The organism is Paenibacillus sp. OAS669 (genome assembly GCF_014873645.1).
In the GTDB taxonomy this organism is placed as follows: domain Bacteria; phylum Bacillota; class Bacilli; order Paenibacillales; family NBRC-103111; genus Paenibacillus_S; species Paenibacillus_S vulneris.
The window spans coordinates 35,007-53,081 of record NZ_JADBDR010000018.1 but is presented as its reverse complement, the minus strand read 5'-3'; the positions used below and the strand labels follow the sequence as shown (position 1 = coordinate 53,081).

Genomic DNA, 18,075 nt, shown 5'->3' with positions numbered 1-18,075 from the left:
GAAACTTTACTCCTTTCCTTCCGCTTTTGCGGTTAAGGGAATGAGACGGACAGGGGTCGACACTTCCGTAAGGTGGAGCACGCCGCTCTCTTCCGTGACCACGTACTGCTCTCGTGCTTCCCCACGTTCTGCGACCCAATCTCCTGCCGCCAGGTCGGATATCACGTAGTGGAATGTTGTTGAAGCTTCTGACACAATCAGTGCCGAAGGCACAACCAGCTCCTCGCATAGCCTCTTGCCGCTCTTGCTGAAAAGAACGACCCAATCCCTGATCTGCGCCCCGACAAGCGGATCACTGTCCACTAGATAGGTCGGCAGCGCTTCCGGGCCATCCATATCCTTGAGCTGCATCACGTTCAAGAACATATCCTCCTCCGCAGCCTGGCTCGGGCTGACCTCGATACGCCAAGCCCCCTGCTCCTTCGTGCTTGGAAAATCATTGATGTAATTGGTCCCGAATACCCAGAACTGCTTGCCTGGGCCGCCGACAGGGGTGATTTCGAGATTATCGGCCGTTGGCAGCAGCGTATCGTTAACGAGCTGTCCGTTATAGCCGTCCTCGCTGCGCGAGATGACGGTACGGCTGCCGTCGACCTGCGGCTCTTCGATGCTGTGCAAAAGCCAATATTTTTTGAAATCCGGGTTAGCAGATTGGACGCGGTCGAACACAATTAGTGCGGCCGGATGGTTCGCATCCTTAAAGTTTAAGAACATGAAGGAGCGCTGGAACTGCTTCATCTTGCTCGAATACGCAGCGGTAATGTCGCCTTTTAAATAAGAAAAGTCAGGCTGTACCGGATCCGGACCGTACGCATGCGCCAGTACTTCACCGCGCTTGAAGTCTTTGTTCAGCAAATCGTCCAGCGTAAGCGGCGGACGCCCTTCATTTGGCCAGCGCTGCCCGCCATCATTCACGTTCGGCCATGTGAGGCCGCCGTCTTTGACGTAAGGATACTGCTCTAACTCATGGGGATCGTAAACAAGAACCGTGTTATGGGCGATCGTCCGTTTGAAATAATATTTGTTATGCGGCGAATGGTATTTGCCGGAGGAGCCTTTGTAAATCCCGGAATCGATAGCCAAGTAGCCCTTGTAATACAGCTGGAATGCACCCGCATCCAAATGCTGATGGTTGTTGTACTGGTATTCCCCTATACGCATCTCGGCGACTACCGTCGGTGAGCTTTTATCCATCCCCTCATCCCAGCCGGTTCTCGCGATCATAATTCCTGTCGGTGATCCAAAATAACGGGTAAGCGGCAGCTCCTGGATCGACTTGGGCTTCACCTCCGGGTTATAGAACAAAAAGGCGTGAAACACGTACATGTCCGGTATCGTTGGATATTCTCGGAACTGCTGATCCATGAAGTAAGGATTTTCGTAATAGCTGCCGGACATCAAGTAAACAAGCGGGAAAAACTGAATGTATTTGTTTTCCGCATATAGTGGATTATCGCTATCCCCGTCCCGCAGCAGCTTGCCGTCCGGCCTTCTTGTATAAATCCATTGATACCCTACTTCCCCCTGGGAAGGGTCGTAAGGATTGCCGGCCCCCATGCGGTCCAAAATCCACGTAGCGAACAGCTCCGCCTGATATCGATAGGTGCCGTAATTATCTCCTTGATGATGCCAGCCCGAAGGATAAAAGAAATTCCGCGCAGGTACCATCTCGGCATAGAAGCGTCCTGCGGCTACGTCATAAATTTCCGGGTCCTCGTCGTAGATGGCGATACCCGTACCGATAAGATCACGCATCAGCATCCATTCGCTCGTATGACCGACGATGGAGCCCTCCTTCCTCGGAGGGAAGCCGCATTCCAGCATGCCGGCTAATCGTTTGAAATGACCGATCATCAACTGCCGTTCCGTATCATCGATTAGATCGCGGCACCAGTCGTAGACAACGGCTGCAGACGACATCAATCTTCCGATAGCCCGGGAAATATCCTGAAAGTTCGGATTGAATGATTTGGTCATGGTAGCGAGTGCCAGCGCTTTGGCTCGAAGTCCCGCTTCTTTATCTCCATCGAGAATATATATCAGCGCGTTCGCTTCAATGAGATAAGCTTCATCAGGATACTCAGCGGAATGCGCCTGGCTAATATCCACCTGGCTGAACTCCACGAGCCGCTCCCATACTTGCTTCATTTCCGGCTTGAATCGTTTCTCCCTTAAACCGGGCAAATGCTGACTCCGCAGCAAGAGACGCGGATGCTCCGGCGGCGGTGTAAAAGGCGGTTTCGGGTACATGCTGTGGCCCTCCTTTTCGTATGGGGGTGTTCGATTGCAAATAAAATCTGACGCTAGCGCGGTGAGCTTGTTGAGGCGTAAAAACATGGAAAAAGTGCTTCGGTCCCCCGGTGGGGTATCCCCTTCCAGCCGCTGTTGTTCTCGGGAAATTATGATTAGATTTGCTAGAGGATATTTCCCGAGAACAAAGGCGGACGCTATCGCTCCTACAGGGGACACCCCGCCTCTCACCTTTCGCTTTTTTCTGAATTAAAGAATGTCTCAACAATCTAACCGCTCACGCGGTCATACTACTTTGATTTGCATCGATTATTTAGTTTTTTTCTCCACATAGAAATGCTCTTGTTCACTTAGTCCATCCGGACGAAGTGAACAACATTTCTATTGGCGAAAAAATCTACCTTTAAAAGCGGTCATACTGCTTTGATTTGCGTCGATTATTTAGATTTTTTCTCCACATAGAAATGTTCCACTCACTTTAGTCCGTCCGGACCAATTGAACAGCATTTCTATTGGCGAAAAAATCTACCTCTTATCGCGTTCGCTCATCTTTGAATTACTGCGATTAATTAGATTTTTTCATATCCACCATCGTCTTTTCGGCCTTTTCCTGAATCTCCCTCAACACGGTATTGACGTCCTTGTTGTTAATCGCCATATTTTTGGCGCCGTCACGTATCAGCTGCTTGAAAGGAAGATCGTAGTCGGTCGGCTTGACGATAGGCGCCTGCTTCGTTTTGAAGACGGCCTGCACGTTTTTGCCCTGGAAGCCTTTTAGCTCGGAGGCATATGTTTTCTTGACCGTATCGTTGTTCAAGGATGTCATTCTTCCGGTTTTGTTCATCGTGATCTGCGCTTCATCGGAGACCAGGGTCGTAATCACTTTGAACGCTTCCTCCTGGTGCTTGCTCTGCGGCGAGAGCATCATCAGATGCAGATCGACAGGCTTGCCGACACCGGGACGGTCCTCGAAGCTCGGATACGTGACCATATCCCAGTTAACCGAGCTCCCTTGCTGCGCCATATTCTCGATCGTACCGACGACTCCATCGCCCCAAACTGGGTACATCGCCAAGATCCGATCCTTGAAAAAGCCGTTGGACGTATACATGAACTTGTTCTTCTCGCCGATAAAGCCGGGAATCTCATACATCGCCTTCAGCTTGGTGAAAGCCGCCTTATAGCCCGGCGTATTGATCTCCGGCTTTTCCTCCTTCTCGTCTACATAGGGAAGCGAGTACTGCCGGGTCAGGTTCTCCGGGTAATCGGGATCAATACCGATGTACTGAATCCCGTCCTCCTTGCGAGTCAGGTTCTTCGCCACCGCAATCGCCTGATCCCATGTCATGCCGTCCGTCGGATAAGGGACCCCAAATTTGTCGAAAATGTCTTTGTTGTACAGCATGAGTCCGTAATTCATCGAGAAAGGGACAGCATATACCTCCCCTTTATCCCCGAACTGCTTGATCGCTCCCATGCCTACCGGATCGAATCGGTTGAAATCCAGGTTGTTCTTTTTCGCCAGCTCATTCAGATCCATGCCAAGCCCCAGCTTGTTAAACATGCCGATATACACATTGCTCGTCAAAATGAGATCGGGCAGATTGCCCGAAGCGATAATTTGCTCCGGTGTGTCCTTGTCTCCATTGCGGGAAACGAGCTGCATCGTAATATTCGGATATTTCTTCTGAACCGGCTCTACAAAAAACTTCTGAAATTCCGACTCCTGAATCCCTGAGCTATAGCTGTACACGACAAGCTTGACAGGCTCCCTGGATTCCGGCTTGACGACGGTCTCCCCCGCCTTTTCCTTGGAGCAGCCGGTCAGTGCCACGGACAAACAGAGCAAACCTGGCAGAACGAAACCTTTTTTCATCTCCGAAAGACCCCCTGTTCACGTATGAGAAGCGTGTTAAGATGAATCCAACGCAATCGGTCCATTATATCGAAGCTTCTGTCATTAAGGCAGCTTCCACTCGGAGAGCGGTACATAATCATGACCTGCCGAAGGTATTGCCTCTCCGGCTGCGAGCGGAACGAGCTCCACGGCCAATCGCACATCCTGAACCCCATCGAGCTTAATAGCCAGCTTGCGAATGCCATTATTAGGCATCTGCCCTTTCGGATTCAACGACTCGGGAAGCGGCCTGGCATCCATAATCTGAAATTTCGCTTGTGACGGAGGTGACGCATCCTTCGGAAAGGTCATCGTCACCCACAGCCTTTTGCCGTTCTGGCTTAGCAATGCCGATTTGCCGTCTTCGGCCACTTGGATGGACGCTTTCGTGTTCATAAACCACCAGAACGCCGAGGGCTTCTTGGCTCGAAGCTCATCCTGAACAATGAGCCCTTTGCGGTCGACAAACCGAATGCCTCGCTTCGCAGCGTCGGCATTTCTCGCATAGGCGGGCTGCATATCCGCTACCGCTAAAGCTCCCTGAGGCTTCGACTCATAACGGGTTATTTGGTTCATGGAAGCCTGGTCCTGCTGAAACTGCTGGTCCGGGTTCAGCACGATCGTATTGTGTCCCTCCGGCTTCAGCCGGTAATAGGTATACCGCTCCTTGTCATACTCAAAGTAGCCCTTTAAGTTATAATCCTCCTTGCCGGGATCGATAGCCCACTGCTCGCCGTTCGCGTGAAAGACGAATTCGCCGATATCGGAGTGCGAGTGGCTTGCGATAGCCGTGCCCGCTTTGAAGCCGACATATGACGCTGCCGGATCATTCCATTTGCTCCGAATAATGACCAGCTCCGCATCGCGGTAATATTGGTCGGTCGGAAGCGTCATTTTCGCATCGTGAAACGATGGATCATACCAGAGCAGATCATATACCCCGCCTGCTTGCTTGGCATCCTCCATCATGGCAAGCCGCTGTCCGGCGAGCATAGGATCGTTCGTTGCCTTGGCCAGCCAAAACAGCTCCGGAATTTTCATCTTGCCGCTGTCGCTATCCGCAAAGTTGAATGTTCCTTGCGGCCCGGTCACATACACGGGGAAGTAGGCCGTTTTATGCAGAGCGGGTGTCTGTGCGTGCCCATAGGTTGTGCCGAGTGAGGTCTGCATCGCTGCCATATAGCTGACCGTATATTCCATCATGTACCGCCAGTAGCCTGGTCCTTCGCTCCAGCCGCCGTCAGGCTCCCAATGGCTTAAAATAATGTTTTGTACAGATTGCCATGAGCGGAGAATGATCTCTCCGGCGATCGTCCTCTCCTGTTCCTCGTCTCCGATAGCGAGAGCTCCCACGATGATGCCGCCGTTGCAGACGGCGCTCCAGTTGTTCACCGGATCGGTCCTGACGCTCCACCATACCTGTTTATTGTGGGCGTCGAGCGCTTTTTGCAGCCCCTTCTCCACCATGGCCTTACGGATGGAATCCCGCTGCTCCTGCGTGAGATAGTCGTACAGCCAATCGTAGCCGATCCCCATACCTGCTGTGATTTCAGCCGTGTTAAGAAATTCCTTCTTATCGTTCCAATCCGGGAATGCAACCATCGCCATCATTTCCTGCACGGCCCGCTTGGCGTACTTCTCATCCCCGCTAAGTCGGTACATCATCGCATTCTGCTCGATGATCGGTCTTGCATCTCGGGCGGACAGCATGCGCCGTCCATCCGGTGTTTCGTACGCTCCGACCGGCTTCGCCAACGTTTTGTCGGTAGCCCGCTGCAAATCGCCGTACCATTTGCGCAGCTGCGGATCGGTCTTGACCGTGTCCTTCAGCTTCGCAAACGTGTCGCTCGTCGCGAACAGCCTTGGGTGACGCTGCTTCGGATTGTTTGTTTGCAAATCGGCGATGATCCGTTCCGCCGTCGGCGGCCCGCCGGTGTATGACGCAAACACCTGCGGGGAAGGTGTCGGCTCTGCCCGCACAGTCGCCCCGGGCTTCTCGCTCGAAGATGGAGCAGCCGTATCTCCGGAGCAAGCCGGCAATATGGTTATGCCTATCGCCATGAGCATACCGACCACAGCTCGAGTCATTTTGAGAAATGGCATCCCGTTTCCTCCAGTGCCAGCTTGGCTCTGTCCATGACAGACAGGCGCGATTTTTTTACCAGAACAGCTCCGTCTGTCCGCGCAGCTTCGCTAATGCCTCGACGAAATAGTAGTCGCCGTAGATTAGGCCGACGTCGATATTTTTGTTCGCAGGCCAATGCCCTGTACCGTGAGGCAAAATCGCTTCATCGCTTGTATCCCAGATTGCATAGCGGTCTACTAACGATTTGAGAATCCGCTTCGCCGATGTCTCATATAGACGTCCTTCTTCAGCCGGAAGGGATTCCGCCAGCAGCAGCAGACCGCTTGAGGCAATAGCTGCCGCTGAGGAATCTCTTGGAGCGCCTTCCTGCGTAGTCAGGCGGAAGTCCCAGTACGGCACCAAATCTTCCGGAAGATTAGCAAGGAAGAAATGCGCTACCTTTTTACTAGCCTGCAAATAAACATCGTTCCCGGTATAACGGTAGCAAAGAGCCAGACCATACAAGGCCCAGGTTGTTCCTCTTGCCCACGCCGATTCAGGTGCAAAACCTTGGCCACCCAGAGCGCCGATACGCTCTCCTGTCTCGGGACCAAACTGTACAATGTGATACACCGAGCCGTCGGCACGGATGAATTCGCGCATGACCATATGGGCATGAGCCTCGGCAATATGCTTGAATCTAGGGTCACCGATCTGTTCTGAAGCCCAGAAAAGAAGACTTAAGTTCATCATGCAATCGATGATAGCCCAGCCGGTGTTTCCGTTAGCGCTCTCCCAGTTGCTTTGATTCCAGGCACGAATGAAGCTCCCCTTAAGATTGAACCGCCCGGCCAGCCACGCCGCTACCTTCAACGCTCGCAGCTTCGACGCTTCGTTGCCGGTTAGTTTATAGTTAGCAACCGACGTTAAACTCCACATGAAGCCTACATCATGATGCAAGCGAGTATATTCATCGATGCATACATCCATCTTGCTCTCGCATTGCTCGGCCAGCTGCCTAAGCTCTTCATTGTTCGTATCGCGGTATAGAAGCCACAGCAGTCCCGGCCAAAAGCCGGAGGTCCAGCCCTGCGGGTCCGTGCAGTCATATTTTCCTTCTTTGGATACGTGGGGGAACCCGGCTCCAATCGTCTTGCTCGTTTGCTCCACCTTGGCGACAACCTTATTCCATGCTTCCTCCACCCACAAATCGTATGTAACTGCTGACATCGTAATTCTCTCCTTTAGGTTTGATTCTTTGCAGATCGTTCTATTTAGCCCATTCCAAGTCTTAAGCCTTAAATTCCGAATAATCGGCCAGGAAACGATCGTAAAGGTCAGCCGGAAGCTCGAGCAGATCGTTGGTATCCCGCATATGCTGCCTCAAGCTGCCCAGCAGGCTTTCAATCCGGCTTCCGTACTCCTCGGACTGGAAGGCCAAGTTATTCATCTCCTGAGGATCGTTCTTCACATCGTACAGCTCTATGAAGCTCTCATCCTTGAACATATCAACGATTAACTTGTAGTCACCCTCCATCACACAGCGTTGAAAATTGCTGCGCGCCCCGTTCCCGTCAAACTGGATGAAAATCCGCTCCCGCTCCAGCTTCTCCTGCTCCCCTCGAATAAGAGCCATGAGGGATAAGCCCGATACCCCTTGAGGCTCCTCAATTCCAAGAAAATCGCATAAGGTTGGCAGCACATCGACACTGCTGACGAGCTCTTCAGAGCGTTCCATTGCGGGGGTAAACCCAGCCGGAAATTTAAAGTACAACGGCGTTTTGACCGATTCCTCGTACATGCACATTTTTTGCCATAGCTTGTGGGAACCCAGCATCTCTCCGTGATCACTTGCGAAAAGAATCAGCGTATTATCGTACAGACCTTGCTGCTTCAGCTCGGTGATCAGCTGTCCGACGCAATGATCGAGCAGCGCAACCAGCCCCAGATAAACCTTCCAGATTCGCTCCCATTCCTCACGCGTATAAGGCGTGCCCAACACACCCGTCAAGTTGTACAGCTGAAGTGGAGATTGATTATCCGCCCATACCCCGACGTTATCCGGCAGCTTCACCTCCTGAATCATGGAGTACCATGGATCAGGTATATCCAGCGGAGGGTGCGGCGCAAGGAACATCGCATTCAAAGCAAACGGCTTGCTGCGATCCCTATTGCGAATCGCCTCCAAAGAATCATTTAGAATAAAGCCGTCATAAAAGAAATCCAGCCCCTCTTCGTACCTGCCTGTCTTTGGAGTCGAATACTTGCGCTTTCTCGTAATTTTGCCGTAAGCAAGCTCAGGAACAAGCCCCTGAAATGCCGGCCCGCCCGGCTTTGTCTTGCCGTTCTTCTTAAGGAACGCCTCATAGCGCTGCTCCAGCTGCAGCCAATGCGTCTTGCTGTCCTCACGGTGCTCAAGCTTGGGCGCAGTGAAGAGGTGCTGCTTCCCGGTATGCCAGCTGTCCCACTGCTGCTCCAGCAGCTCATACCAATGGGTATGCTCTTCCCGCACCATCCCATGCTGCCTCTCCTGCCCCGTCCAAGGATTGATGAGCGAGCCTGTAACATTAGGATATTTCCCCGTGAAAAAAGCCCCGCGAGCCGGTACACAAAGCGGCGATGCACAGTACGCCCGATCGAAGACGACGCTCTCCGCTTTCAGCTGATTAATATGAGGCGTATGGGCTCCAAACGCATCCCAGCGCAGCTGGTCCGCCATAATGATGACTATATTCGGCTTATCGCTCATGCTTGCAACCCCCCTGCTGATCCATGGTTCGAGCCATTTAAGTAAATCAGCCTAAGTCGGCCCGCCGCTCCCTCACTCTGCCAATGCAAGACACCAGCCTCTTCTGTTACTTCCGCTGTGAACAGCGTTCTCCATTCCGCACCTACTGCTCCCGCATATTCCTGTTCCACACTCCATTGCCCTGCTGCGAGATCAGCTGCGAAATAATGGCGGCTTCCTGCATCAGCCGTTTCTTCAGCAATATCCGGAAGGATCACATCCTCCTGCAAACGCTGCCCGCTCCTTGAAAAAAGCGCGATCCAATCCTTTATTTTGACACCAACCACTGCGTCTCCATCCAGCCTCTGCGTCGGTAATGCTTCAGGACCGTCTATATCCTTTACCTGCATAACATTTAAAAATAAATCCTCTTCCGCAGGCATCTTCGGGCTAACCTCGATTCGCCATTCGCCCTGCTCCTTCGTGCCGGGAAAATCATTCACGTAGTTGGTACCGAACACCCAGTACTCTTTCCCCGGGCCACCGATCTTCTCAATGATCTGGTTATCCTTTGCAGGAAGCAGCGTATCGTTGATCAGCTGACCGTTATAGCCGTCCTCGCTGCGAGAAATGACGGTCCGGCTGCCCTCAATCTGCGGCTCCTCGATGCTGTGCAGCAGCCAATATTTTTTAAAATCGGGATTCGCCGATACGACTCGGTCGAACACGATCAATGCCGCCGGATGCTCCGGATCCTTCAAATTCAGGAACAGAAAGGAACGCTGGAACTGCTTCATTTTGCTGGAGTAGGCTGCCGTTATGTCTCCTTTCAAATAGGAGTAGCTCGGCTTCACCGGGTCAGGTCCTATTGCATGAGCAAGGACATCTGCGCGTTTGAAATCCTTATTCAGCAGATCGTCGAGCGTGAGAGGCGGACGCCCCTCATTAGGCCAACGCTGCCCGCCGTCGTTCACATTGGGCCATACCAGACCCCCATCCTTGACATATGGATACTGCTTCAGCTCATCCGGGTCGTAAACCAGCATCGTGTTGTGCGCGATCGTTCTTTTGAAGTAGTACTTGTTGTGCGGGGAATGATACTTCCCTGACGATCCCTTATAGGAGCCTGAGTCAATTGCCAGATTGCCCTTGTAGTAAATTTGGAACGCGCCCGCATCCAAATGCTGATGGTTGTTGTATTGGTACATGCCCACCTTCATCTCGGCGACCACAACGTTCGAATCCATTCCCGTCTCCCAGCCTGTGCGCGCTACCATTATGCCGGTCGGCACCCCGAAATAACGGGTGAGCGGCAGCTCGTCGAGCGGCTTGGCTTCCACATTCGGGTCGGCGAACAGGAAAGCGAATAAAACATCCTTATCCTGCAGCCTTCCCTCGTCCATCTGCTTCTGAGCTATGAAGTAAGGGTCCTTGTAGTAGCCGCCCAAAATCCAATAAATGAAATGAAGCCTCGTATACTTCGTCTGCTTCAGCATAACCGGAGTCGTATCCCCGTCGCGAAGCAGCTTGCCGTCAGGACGGCGCGTATAAATCCACTGATAGCCGACCTCTCGCTGCGAGGCGTCGTATACATTACCAAAGCCCATTCGATCGAACATCCAGGTAGGGAACAGCTCCCCTTGAAAGCGGACGCCGCCGTAGCCGTCCCCCTGATGATGCCAGCCCGAAGGATAAAAGAAATTGCGAGCCGGAACCATCTGATGAAGAACCCTGCCTGCGGCTAAATCATACATTTCCGGATCCTCGTCATAAATGGCGATGCCCGTACCCAGCATATCGCGCTGAATCATCCACTCGCAGCTGTGCCCTACGAAAGCGCCCTCTTTAACCGGCGGGTAGCCGCACTCCAGCAATCCCGCCAGCCGTTTGAAATGCCCGATAAAAAAGGTTCTCTCTTCATCCGTCACGAGATCGTAGCACCAATCGTACACGATCGCTCCGGCCAGCATGAGCCGCCCGATTTCTCTGGAAATGTCCTGGAAGTTGGGATTGAAGCTCTTCGTAATGCTGCTGAGCGCCAACTGTTTGGCTTTGAGACCGGCTTCCCGATCGCCCTGCAGCAGATACAGAAGCGCATTGGCTTCGATAACGTACACGTCCCCGGGGCAGTGCTCGGAGTTCGCCTCCTCTATACTGTACCTGCTGTACTGAACGAGCCGTTCCCACTCCTGCTTCAGCTCCGGCCTCGTCATCTTCTCCCTCAGCTCCGGCAGATGCTTCTTGCGCAAAAATAACCGCGGATGCTCCGGCGGCGGCGTTAATTCAGGTTTGGCAAACATGGCAGCTGACCTCCTATCGCTATTCTGCTTAGGGTTTAATCGTTTCAATTCCTGGCAACACTATAGCCGCTTTGCGCCGCTAATTGTAAACGTTATCAATAATAAACTATGTAAATATCCCGACGGACTGCTTTACTTCTCCTCCTGATCATACGTCCGTGTCAAACTTATGTCAATAATTAAACTTAGATTAGATAAAATAATATAAAAACCTCTACTTTTTGAGAGGGGTTTTCAAGATTTATGTAAAAAATTAAACTTTATCCCCTCGAGCTCCATTGCTAACTCGCGATAATTTTGATATGGTTACATTATCAATATTGGAGACCGAAAATGAATGGCGAGGGAAAGCTATGGATAACATTCGCAAAATTTGGGATCAAAAAGGAAGCAAAACCGCGATCCTTCAGATGCTGAGAGTGCACGGCCCGATGTCCCGAATCGAGCTGACTCAAATGACCGATCTGAGCCGTGCGACGATCTCTGTCACCATCAACGAGCTGATTGAGCTGGGACTCGTGCATGAAACCGTACTGCGCCAATCTACCGGGGGAAGACCGGCCACGAATCTGGAGCTCGTCCCCTATTCCCATATGATACTAGGTGCCGACCTGAACCATCAGACATGGACGCTGGGCGCCTTCGACCTGCTGGGCAACACCATCGAGAAGAAGCAGATCTCGTTCAGCCCGCTGACTCCGGAGGCTGCCGTGCAGGCCTTGGTCTGTGAAATCCCTGACTTTATTAAGCAAATAGACAAAAGTCCAATCCCTTTGCTGGGCATCGGCGTCCCTGGCCTTGTCGATACGCATAACGGTCTGCTGCGCAGCTCGGCCGTCATGGGATGGCAGCAGGTGGAGCTCGGTTCGATGCTGGAAAAAGCGCTGGGCTGGCCGACGGTTGTGCTGAACCGCAGCCGGGCCCGCGGCTTGTCCGAATGCCGCTACGGTGCGGGGAAAGACTACCAGCACATGATTTACGCCGGAATCGATTCCGGCATCGGGGCCGGCATCTACGTCCACCGGGAACTCATTCACGGAGCCTTGGGAGGCGCCGGTGAAATCGGCCATACGACGGTCGATGTCGACGGCCCGCTATGCCCTTGCGGCAACAACGGCTGCCTGCAAATGATGTCGGCTGCTCCAGCCATGGAGTTGGAAGCGCGCAAGCTGCTGCGGATGGGGACCCCTTCATCGCTTCATATGCAGCCGGGCTTTGATCTGCAGATGCTCAAGGCCGAGGATATTTGCCATGCCGCCGAGCAGGGAGACGAGCTGGCTTCCCAAGTCGTTCATAATGCCGCCACCTATCTGGGCATTACGATGGCCAATCTGGTCAATCTGCTGAATCCGGAGGCTATTATTCTAGGGGGATCTATACCCAAGGATTGCCCGTCCTATGTGCAGACGGCCGTGAAAGTGATGAGACAGCGCGCCATGGGGCAGCTATCCGCTTCTACAGTCGTCCATATCGGCGAGTTCAAGGAAATCGGCGGCGCGCTGGGAGCTGCCAATATGGCCCTGGACCGGCATATGTCGTTTGCCCATTTTTCTCCGCAGTCCAGCATGGTGAAGTAAAACTATTCCCGGCAGCCGCCGGGCTACATAGGAAAAGCTAAAGGGGGTGCTCACGGTTGAGCCCCCCTCCACTTAACGCGGCTGAGTATTGACCTCCAGCAGCCAAATGTTCCCCTGTCTATCGATCCCATAGTCGAACCCGAGCTTATCAATCCCCGGAAACGCTCTAGTCAGCGCCTCCATCCCCAGGTAGGAGAGCCTGTTCATCTCCTGCTTTTTGGCATGGGGAGAAATGGATAGCGAGCGGCGAAGAGCTTCATTTGCCCCTAGCACCGTTCCGCCGCTGTGAATGTTTGTCACGAACAATCCAGGCTTAGCCAGCCGGCCGATAATCTTTTTGGTGAACCATTTTCCGTGCCGCCGAAGCAGCTTCACCCGGTAATCTACGGGGCGGCCGGAAATACTTGCTAATACTAGGCCGCGCTGCACCAAATAGGCTGTTCCTCGGCGTAGGCGTTCAACATGGGCCAGCATCGCCCCGAAGCTCAGCCTACTCCAAATTCTTTCGCGGTGATGAACCATGTAGCCCAACCTCTGCTTGGATATGAGAATGAGTCCATGTCCGCCGAAGCCAATGCAGGGCTTCATAACCACCCGTCCATACTGGTTCAGCATGCGTACCAGCACGGCCCTGGTATACACCCTCGTTTCCGGAATGTGCTTTGCAACCTCGCGATGTCTGAGCAGTACATTTGTTTTCAGCCATTTGTTCGGAACCAATCTGGACACCGCTGGATCCCTCCTTGTACTGGCGATTATATTTCTCCAAGTACCATATGCATCCAAGCCAGACAACTCCTGTACCTTTGTCCGTCCATGACGTTTGAGGGGGGAACTTCGGCCGTAAATGAGTAAAAGCCGTCCCTTGGGAGTATCCCAAAGAACGGCTTTCACGAAACTATTTCTTCCCCGTGCCTGCTGCGGTAGCTGAAGCGGACGGCGTATACTTGATCGTCTTTTTGATGGTATCGCTCATTTTACCGAATTTATTGCCCGCCTTAAGCTCTACGATATTTTCTCCAGGCGTCAAATTCATCGACCAGGATACGGAGCCTTGTCCCACGGCCTGCCCGTTAATATAAATGGTCGGACTCGCATCATTCGTATCTTTGGCCGTAGCCGAGATCACGACGGAAGCCGTCTTGGAAGTCTCGGGAATCGGATTGTACGTAAGCGTCGGAGAAGGCATGGAGTACATCACCTTTTTCCGAATGACCTCCGACTCTGTCCCCCCGCGATTGACAGCTTTCAGTTCAATACTATTCTCGCCGTCATGAAGCGTTATCGTCGTATCAAGGGTACCGTTAGACACGTATTGACCGTTCAAATACATTTTTACTGTAGCTGCTTTTGATTGATCTCCCGCCACACTAGCCTTGATCGGCAAGTTCATGGTCGTGGACGTTTCCGGCAGTGCCTCAACCACAACTTCCGGAGGCGGCCCGAAGCTGGCTATCCAGTTCAGCATCGGAGTCCATAATACATAAAGAAGAATAGCTATAACAGGAACTGCAATAAGACTGGACCGAATCAGCTTCCGTTTATTTCGAACGAAAAAACGAGTCCATTTCCCCGCCTGCTTCAGTTTGATGGCTTGAAATACTTCAAGGAAGGACGCATTGGAAACCGCGAGCAGCTTTTCCCGAACCGCTTTGTCCCTGAAGGCGCGGGCGTCATGAACGTCAAAATAACGGATGACCGCCGCTTTGTAGGTTGGCTGAATCATGTCCTTCTCGTCCAGAAACTTACGATCCTTCGCCGAACGGAGCAAAAAGTCGTACATCGTTTCCGAGTCACTCATATGAGTCGCTATATATTCAAGCATCCCGTCGTAATCGTACCCGGCTGAGAATTGGAAGCTTCGTTCCGCTTCGGGAACAAAAAATGCGAACGTTATCGCGCTGAAGCGGCTGGAATCGATCCGATTGGCCAACAACCGTTGTAACGAATCCTGTACCCGCTCCAGGTCGGAAGATCCCAGCTCCTGCAGCGCCTCGAGCGCTTCGGCTTCCTCCTCCGGCTTCAGCATTAGCATCCGATATAGGAGGGCTAGGACGATAACGGTCTGCCTCTTGCTTTTTTCCATCTGCTGAAACACTTCGGCATCGATAGGGTCCACCATGAAATCGAGGCGGGTTACATCATCATACGTCAAGCTGTCGAATTGAATCGTCTCAAGCAGCTCCAGCTGCAAGTCCAGCAGCATAGAGCCGCCAAAAGACCCCACCTGCTTTTCCTTGCTTCTCTTAAGCAATTGCTGAAAATAACTATACAGCCCCGCGGTGATTTCAATCCGTTTGGCTCCGGCCTTTTGCAGCAGCTGCTTGGCTTTTTTCTTCGCCCCCTGGACAAAGAAGCGCGCCTGGACGACTCCCCCCGCCTGCTCCAGCCAAAAATCGATCTCGGCCTTCAGGCTATCTGCCGTTCCAACTTGCTCCATCCGGTAGGTCACATATTGCTCCGCCGCGGCGGAGGACTGCTTCTGCAGCTCCTTCATCAGAATTCCAAACACGTTCGAGGGATGAGACAGCATCGGCTCAAACAGCCGTGCGGCACCAGTCGTTCCCTCTTCGGAGCGTGAGGTCGAACGGTTCAAGAAAATGATGAAGCATTGGACAAGCAGCGCCTGTTCCCCTTCCGAAGCCAGTATGTAATAGTCCAGCAGACTCTGAATATAAGCCGCATCCGGCAATATTTCGCTGTTGGAAGCGTCCTTGCGAAGCAAGCCAATGAACAGCTCCCTTAACCGCGGCTTGCCGTCTCCGCTCTCCTTGCGCAAAAAGCTCAGAATGGAGCTCATCGACCCTGACCGGTTGCGCTCATACAGCGTCTCGTCGCCCTGCTCGATCTCATACAGCGTCAACAGCTGCGAATAGGTCGACACAGCCAAGGGGATATTCAGCCCCATGTCCTGCAGCGCTTCCTCGCAAAAATCAAACAGGCCTTGAAGCGGCTCCGCTTCATGACGGAAATGCCATACAAATTCCAGTAAAGGCTGCTCGCTGTCGGGGATGTCCGTATTGATGAATTTCTGGTTAGGAAAATCGAACACATAATCCTTTTCGATCCGCCGGTCCGGGAGCCGCAGACTGCCCTTTTCAACAAAAATGACATGAAGGTTCTGCTTGCTTTCCGGCTCGCTGTTAAAGGTCATGAAGCCCAGCTGGCGGCGAAAGGCATACGGGATGCAGCGATAGATGATTTCCAGCAGCCGTCTGGCCTTATCCGCACTCTGTGATACATCCGTATCCAGCGCAACATATACCTTCCTTTTGTTCGTGACGGATGAAATGACCGCATGCACCAGCTGCTGGAACCGCTTAGAGTCTATACCCAGCTCGGTTAGCAACCGCTCTTGCGCCGCTTCGTCATAATGCCGGTCGTACTCGATCTCATCCACCTCGGGAATCGTCTTCCCATTGCGGATATCGTAACTGCTCTGGAAGCTGCTGATACGAAACAGCCGGTTGGAGTCCCTTAAGAAAGGCTCCTTCAGCTCCTTCGGCACCACATACTGATGCGTAAACGATGCGCTTCGCTGGCCCGTGAAATCCGTCCCTACGTACACGCTGCGGCCGATGACCATATCGCCGTTATCGGTTTGAAAAACAAGCAGCGATTCCGGATAAGCACTGCTGTCCGCTTCATTCCGCGCCAGCAGCTCTTGCGGTGCCTTGTAAACGCAATAAGGATGTAAAATGGCCTTAATAAAAGTGTTGTCGAGCGACGGTGACTTCGCAACGGTATCAAACCCTTCGCTGGTACGAAAGATCCCCTCCCGGTCTCGGGTAAAATACTGCTGCTGTATTTTTCTCTGAGCCATTACTGCGCCTCTTTTCTAGCTACATAGTCCAGCTTGTGGAGCAGCCAAATAAACGGCTCGTCGACCCGCGTCGGGTTAATGACGCCCGTAATCTGCTTGTTGACCGGGTTGGCGCCAAGGGCCGACACCGCAAAGTAAGCGGTGTTCGTGAAATACACATCTATGGCATCTTTAAAGGGCCTGTCTACCTTCTCGATAAAACGGCTGATTTCACCGTTGATGTTCTCGAATTCGGTCTGGTTCAAGAAGCCTTTATGAACCACATTGCGGAATACGTTGCTGTTAGGCTGGATGTATTCGCTGTCTTCCTCCTTCAAGTACTGCAGCATATCGCTTTTGGTCAGCACGATCGCCGTCGGGATGTCCGTCTTGCTGTTCTGCTGATGAGCGATGAAATTTTCGAACAGGCTGATAACCACTTCCCGCGGCTCATCGTAACGATTGGCAAACTCGCCCTCCTCCGTGCCCAGGTTAATGTGAATCCGGTCGCGGATGCTGCGAATTTGCAGCGGGTCGACGAGGAATAGAATGCCAGAGGAATTTTTGATATGGGACGCGTAAATATCCAGGTACTCACGCTCAACCATGCCCTCGCCCGCTACATCGAAAAAGACGAGCGTCAACGGCGCCTGCTCAGGGTCCTTGAAGACGAATTGAAAGATAAACGGCTCCTGCTGCTCGTTCGGGTTTGTCGACTGCAGCATGCTTCCGCGTTCGAAAATCGGCTCATGGTAATTTTGCCGAAACTTGCGGCTGATTTCCGCACTGAGCGGCATGCAGGCCGCGTTGAAATTGGATGCGGTCGTGTTCTGCAGGGTGTGGATCAGCGACGTCATGTAGACGGATTTGCCCACCTGGGAAGCACCGACAATGGAAATAATGTTGCTCGGCACTTTCCCCGCTGAAATCGGCAGCTCGTTATGGCAGCTCGGACAAAGCCGGCGCTTGGTCGTCTCCCCGTAGCGGTCCGTAACAGCTATGAGCACGTTCTGCGAGTAGGTTTTGTTCTCTTCGGGAATGGTGTGCGGCTCGATCACCGCCTCCATGTCGACTTCGGACAGATGGAATTTGCGCCGCCAATCGTTCAGCCTGCGGTCCTCCTGGAGCATAAAATCGTCATCGTGATCTTTTATATGAGTAGCCCGGAACACGACTTCCTCCGGGTCGAATTTGCTGAAGCAGTAAGGACATACGATACTGTAATAGGGCGGCTTTTCTTTGACAGGCGCCTTTTTGCCAAACCAATTTTTTAAGTTTTCTAGCATGTTATCCCTCCTAAAAGTTTTCGGAGAAAACTTACATCGTAAGCATTTGCTTGAGTTTTCGGAGAAAACTTACTTCGTAAGCATTTGCTTGAGTTTTCGGAGAAAACTTACTTCGTAAGCATTTGCTTGAGTTTTCGGAGAAAACTTACTTCGTAAGCATTTGCTTGAGT

General features: G+C 52.5%; 10 protein-coding genes. 1 reads left to right on the top strand and 9 read right to left on the bottom strand.

Annotated elements, in window-relative coordinates; all coding sequences use genetic code 11:
- Positions 1-6: 6 nt before the first annotated feature.
- The 6 genes from hepB (GGC63_RS29245) to hepB (GGC63_RS29220) all read right to left on the bottom strand — a co-directional run bounded on the left by hepB (GGC63_RS29245) (position 7) and on the right by hepB (GGC63_RS29220) (position 11,240).
- Positions 7-2,250 carry a heparin/heparin-sulfate lyase HepB gene (gene hepB, locus GGC63_RS29245; RefSeq protein ID WP_192705292.1) on the bottom strand — a complete coding sequence of 748 codons (2,244 nt, stop codon included), beginning with the start codon at positions 2,248-2,250 and terminating at the stop codon, positions 7-9.
- Positions 2,251-2,815: 565 nt separating this feature from the next.
- Complete coding sequence (locus GGC63_RS29240; protein ID WP_192705291.1) at positions 2,816-4,126, bottom strand: ABC transporter substrate-binding protein; 1,311 nt, start codon at positions 4,124-4,126, stop codon at positions 2,816-2,818.
- Positions 4,127-4,210: 84 nt separating this feature from the next.
- Positions 4,211-6,250, bottom strand: coding sequence for a heparinase II/III family protein (locus tag GGC63_RS29235; RefSeq protein ID WP_192705290.1), 2,040 nt, complete (start codon positions 6,248-6,250; stop codon positions 4,211-4,213).
- 55 nt (positions 6,251-6,305) lie between these two features.
- A complete protein-coding gene (locus tag GGC63_RS29230; protein WP_192705289.1) occupies positions 6,306-7,442 on the bottom strand; it encodes a glycoside hydrolase family 88 protein in 1,137 nt (378 codons plus the stop codon).
- Positions 7,443-7,503: 61 nt separating this feature from the next.
- The gene (locus GGC63_RS29225) at positions 7,504-8,961 is read right to left on the bottom strand and encodes a sulfatase (RefSeq protein ID WP_192705288.1); all 1,458 of its coding nucleotides are present in this window, start codon (positions 8,959-8,961) and stop codon (positions 7,504-7,506) included.
- The gene (gene hepB, locus GGC63_RS29220) at positions 8,958-11,240 is read right to left on the bottom strand and encodes a heparin/heparin-sulfate lyase HepB (RefSeq protein ID WP_192705287.1); all 2,283 of its coding nucleotides are present in this window, start codon (positions 11,238-11,240) and stop codon (positions 8,958-8,960) included. The genes GGC63_RS29225 and hepB (GGC63_RS29220) overlap by 4 nt, the downstream gene beginning before the upstream one ends.
- 353 nt (positions 11,241-11,593) lie before the next feature.
- Here hepB (GGC63_RS29220) and GGC63_RS29215 point away from each other — a divergent pair, with 353 nt between their 5' ends.
- Positions 11,594-12,817 carry an ROK family transcriptional regulator gene (locus GGC63_RS29215; RefSeq protein ID WP_192705286.1) on the top strand — a complete coding sequence of 408 codons (1,224 nt, stop codon included), beginning with the start codon at positions 11,594-11,596 and terminating at the stop codon, positions 12,815-12,817.
- 72 nt (positions 12,818-12,889) lie between these two features.
- Here GGC63_RS29215 and GGC63_RS29210 read toward each other — a convergent pair whose 3' ends face one another.
- The 3 genes from GGC63_RS29210 to GGC63_RS29200 all read right to left on the bottom strand — a co-directional run bounded on the left by GGC63_RS29210 (position 12,890) and on the right by GGC63_RS29200 (position 17,905).
- The gene (locus GGC63_RS29210) at positions 12,890-13,546 is read right to left on the bottom strand and encodes a YheC/YheD family protein (RefSeq protein ID WP_192705285.1); all 657 of its coding nucleotides are present in this window, start codon (positions 13,544-13,546) and stop codon (positions 12,890-12,892) included.
- Positions 13,547-13,715: 169 nt separating this feature from the next.
- A complete protein-coding gene (locus GGC63_RS29205) occupies positions 13,716-16,640 on the bottom strand; it encodes a cadherin-like beta sandwich domain-containing protein (RefSeq protein WP_192705284.1) in 2,925 nt (974 codons plus the stop codon).
- On the bottom strand, positions 16,640-17,905 hold the full coding sequence (locus GGC63_RS29200; RefSeq protein ID WP_079913483.1) for a TRAFAC clade GTPase domain-containing protein: 1,266 nt from the start codon (positions 17,903-17,905) through the stop codon (positions 16,640-16,642). The genes GGC63_RS29205 and GGC63_RS29200 overlap by 1 nt, the downstream gene beginning before the upstream one ends.
- Positions 17,906-18,075: the final 170 nt, after the last annotated feature.

What these genes read in the sequence shown, in the direction of transcription:
- GGC63_RS29235 (WP_192705290.1), bottom strand. Translation starts at nt 6,250, where the DNA reads ATGCCATTTCTCAAAATGACTCGAGCTGTGGTCGGTATGCTCATGGCG.
- GGC63_RS29205 (WP_192705284.1), bottom strand. Translation starts at nt 16,640, where the DNA reads ATGGCTCAGAGAAAAATACAGCAGCAGTATTTTACCCGAGACCGGGAG.
- hepB (WP_192705292.1), bottom strand. Translation starts at nt 2,250, where the DNA reads ATGTACCCGAAACCGCCTTTTACACCGCCGCCGGAGCATCCGCGTCTC.
- GGC63_RS29230 (WP_192705289.1), bottom strand. Translation starts at nt 7,442, where the DNA reads ATGTCAGCAGTTACATACGATTTGTGGGTGGAGGAAGCATGGAATAAG.
- GGC63_RS29200 (WP_079913483.1), bottom strand. Translation starts at nt 17,905, where the DNA reads ATGCTAGAAAACTTAAAAAATTGGTTTGGCAAAAAGGCGCCTGTCAAA.
- GGC63_RS29225 (WP_192705288.1), bottom strand. Translation starts at nt 8,961, where the DNA reads ATGAGCGATAAGCCGAATATAGTCATCATTATGGCGGACCAGCTGCGC.
- hepB (WP_192705287.1), bottom strand. Translation starts at nt 11,240, where the DNA reads ATGTTTGCCAAACCTGAATTAACGCCGCCGCCGGAGCATCCGCGGTTA.
- GGC63_RS29215 (WP_192705286.1), top strand. Translation starts at nt 11,594, where the DNA reads ATGGATAACATTCGCAAAATTTGGGATCAAAAAGGAAGCAAAACCGCG.
- GGC63_RS29240 (WP_192705291.1), bottom strand. Translation starts at nt 4,126, where the DNA reads ATGAAAAAAGGTTTCGTTCTGCCAGGTTTGCTCTGTTTGTCCGTGGCA.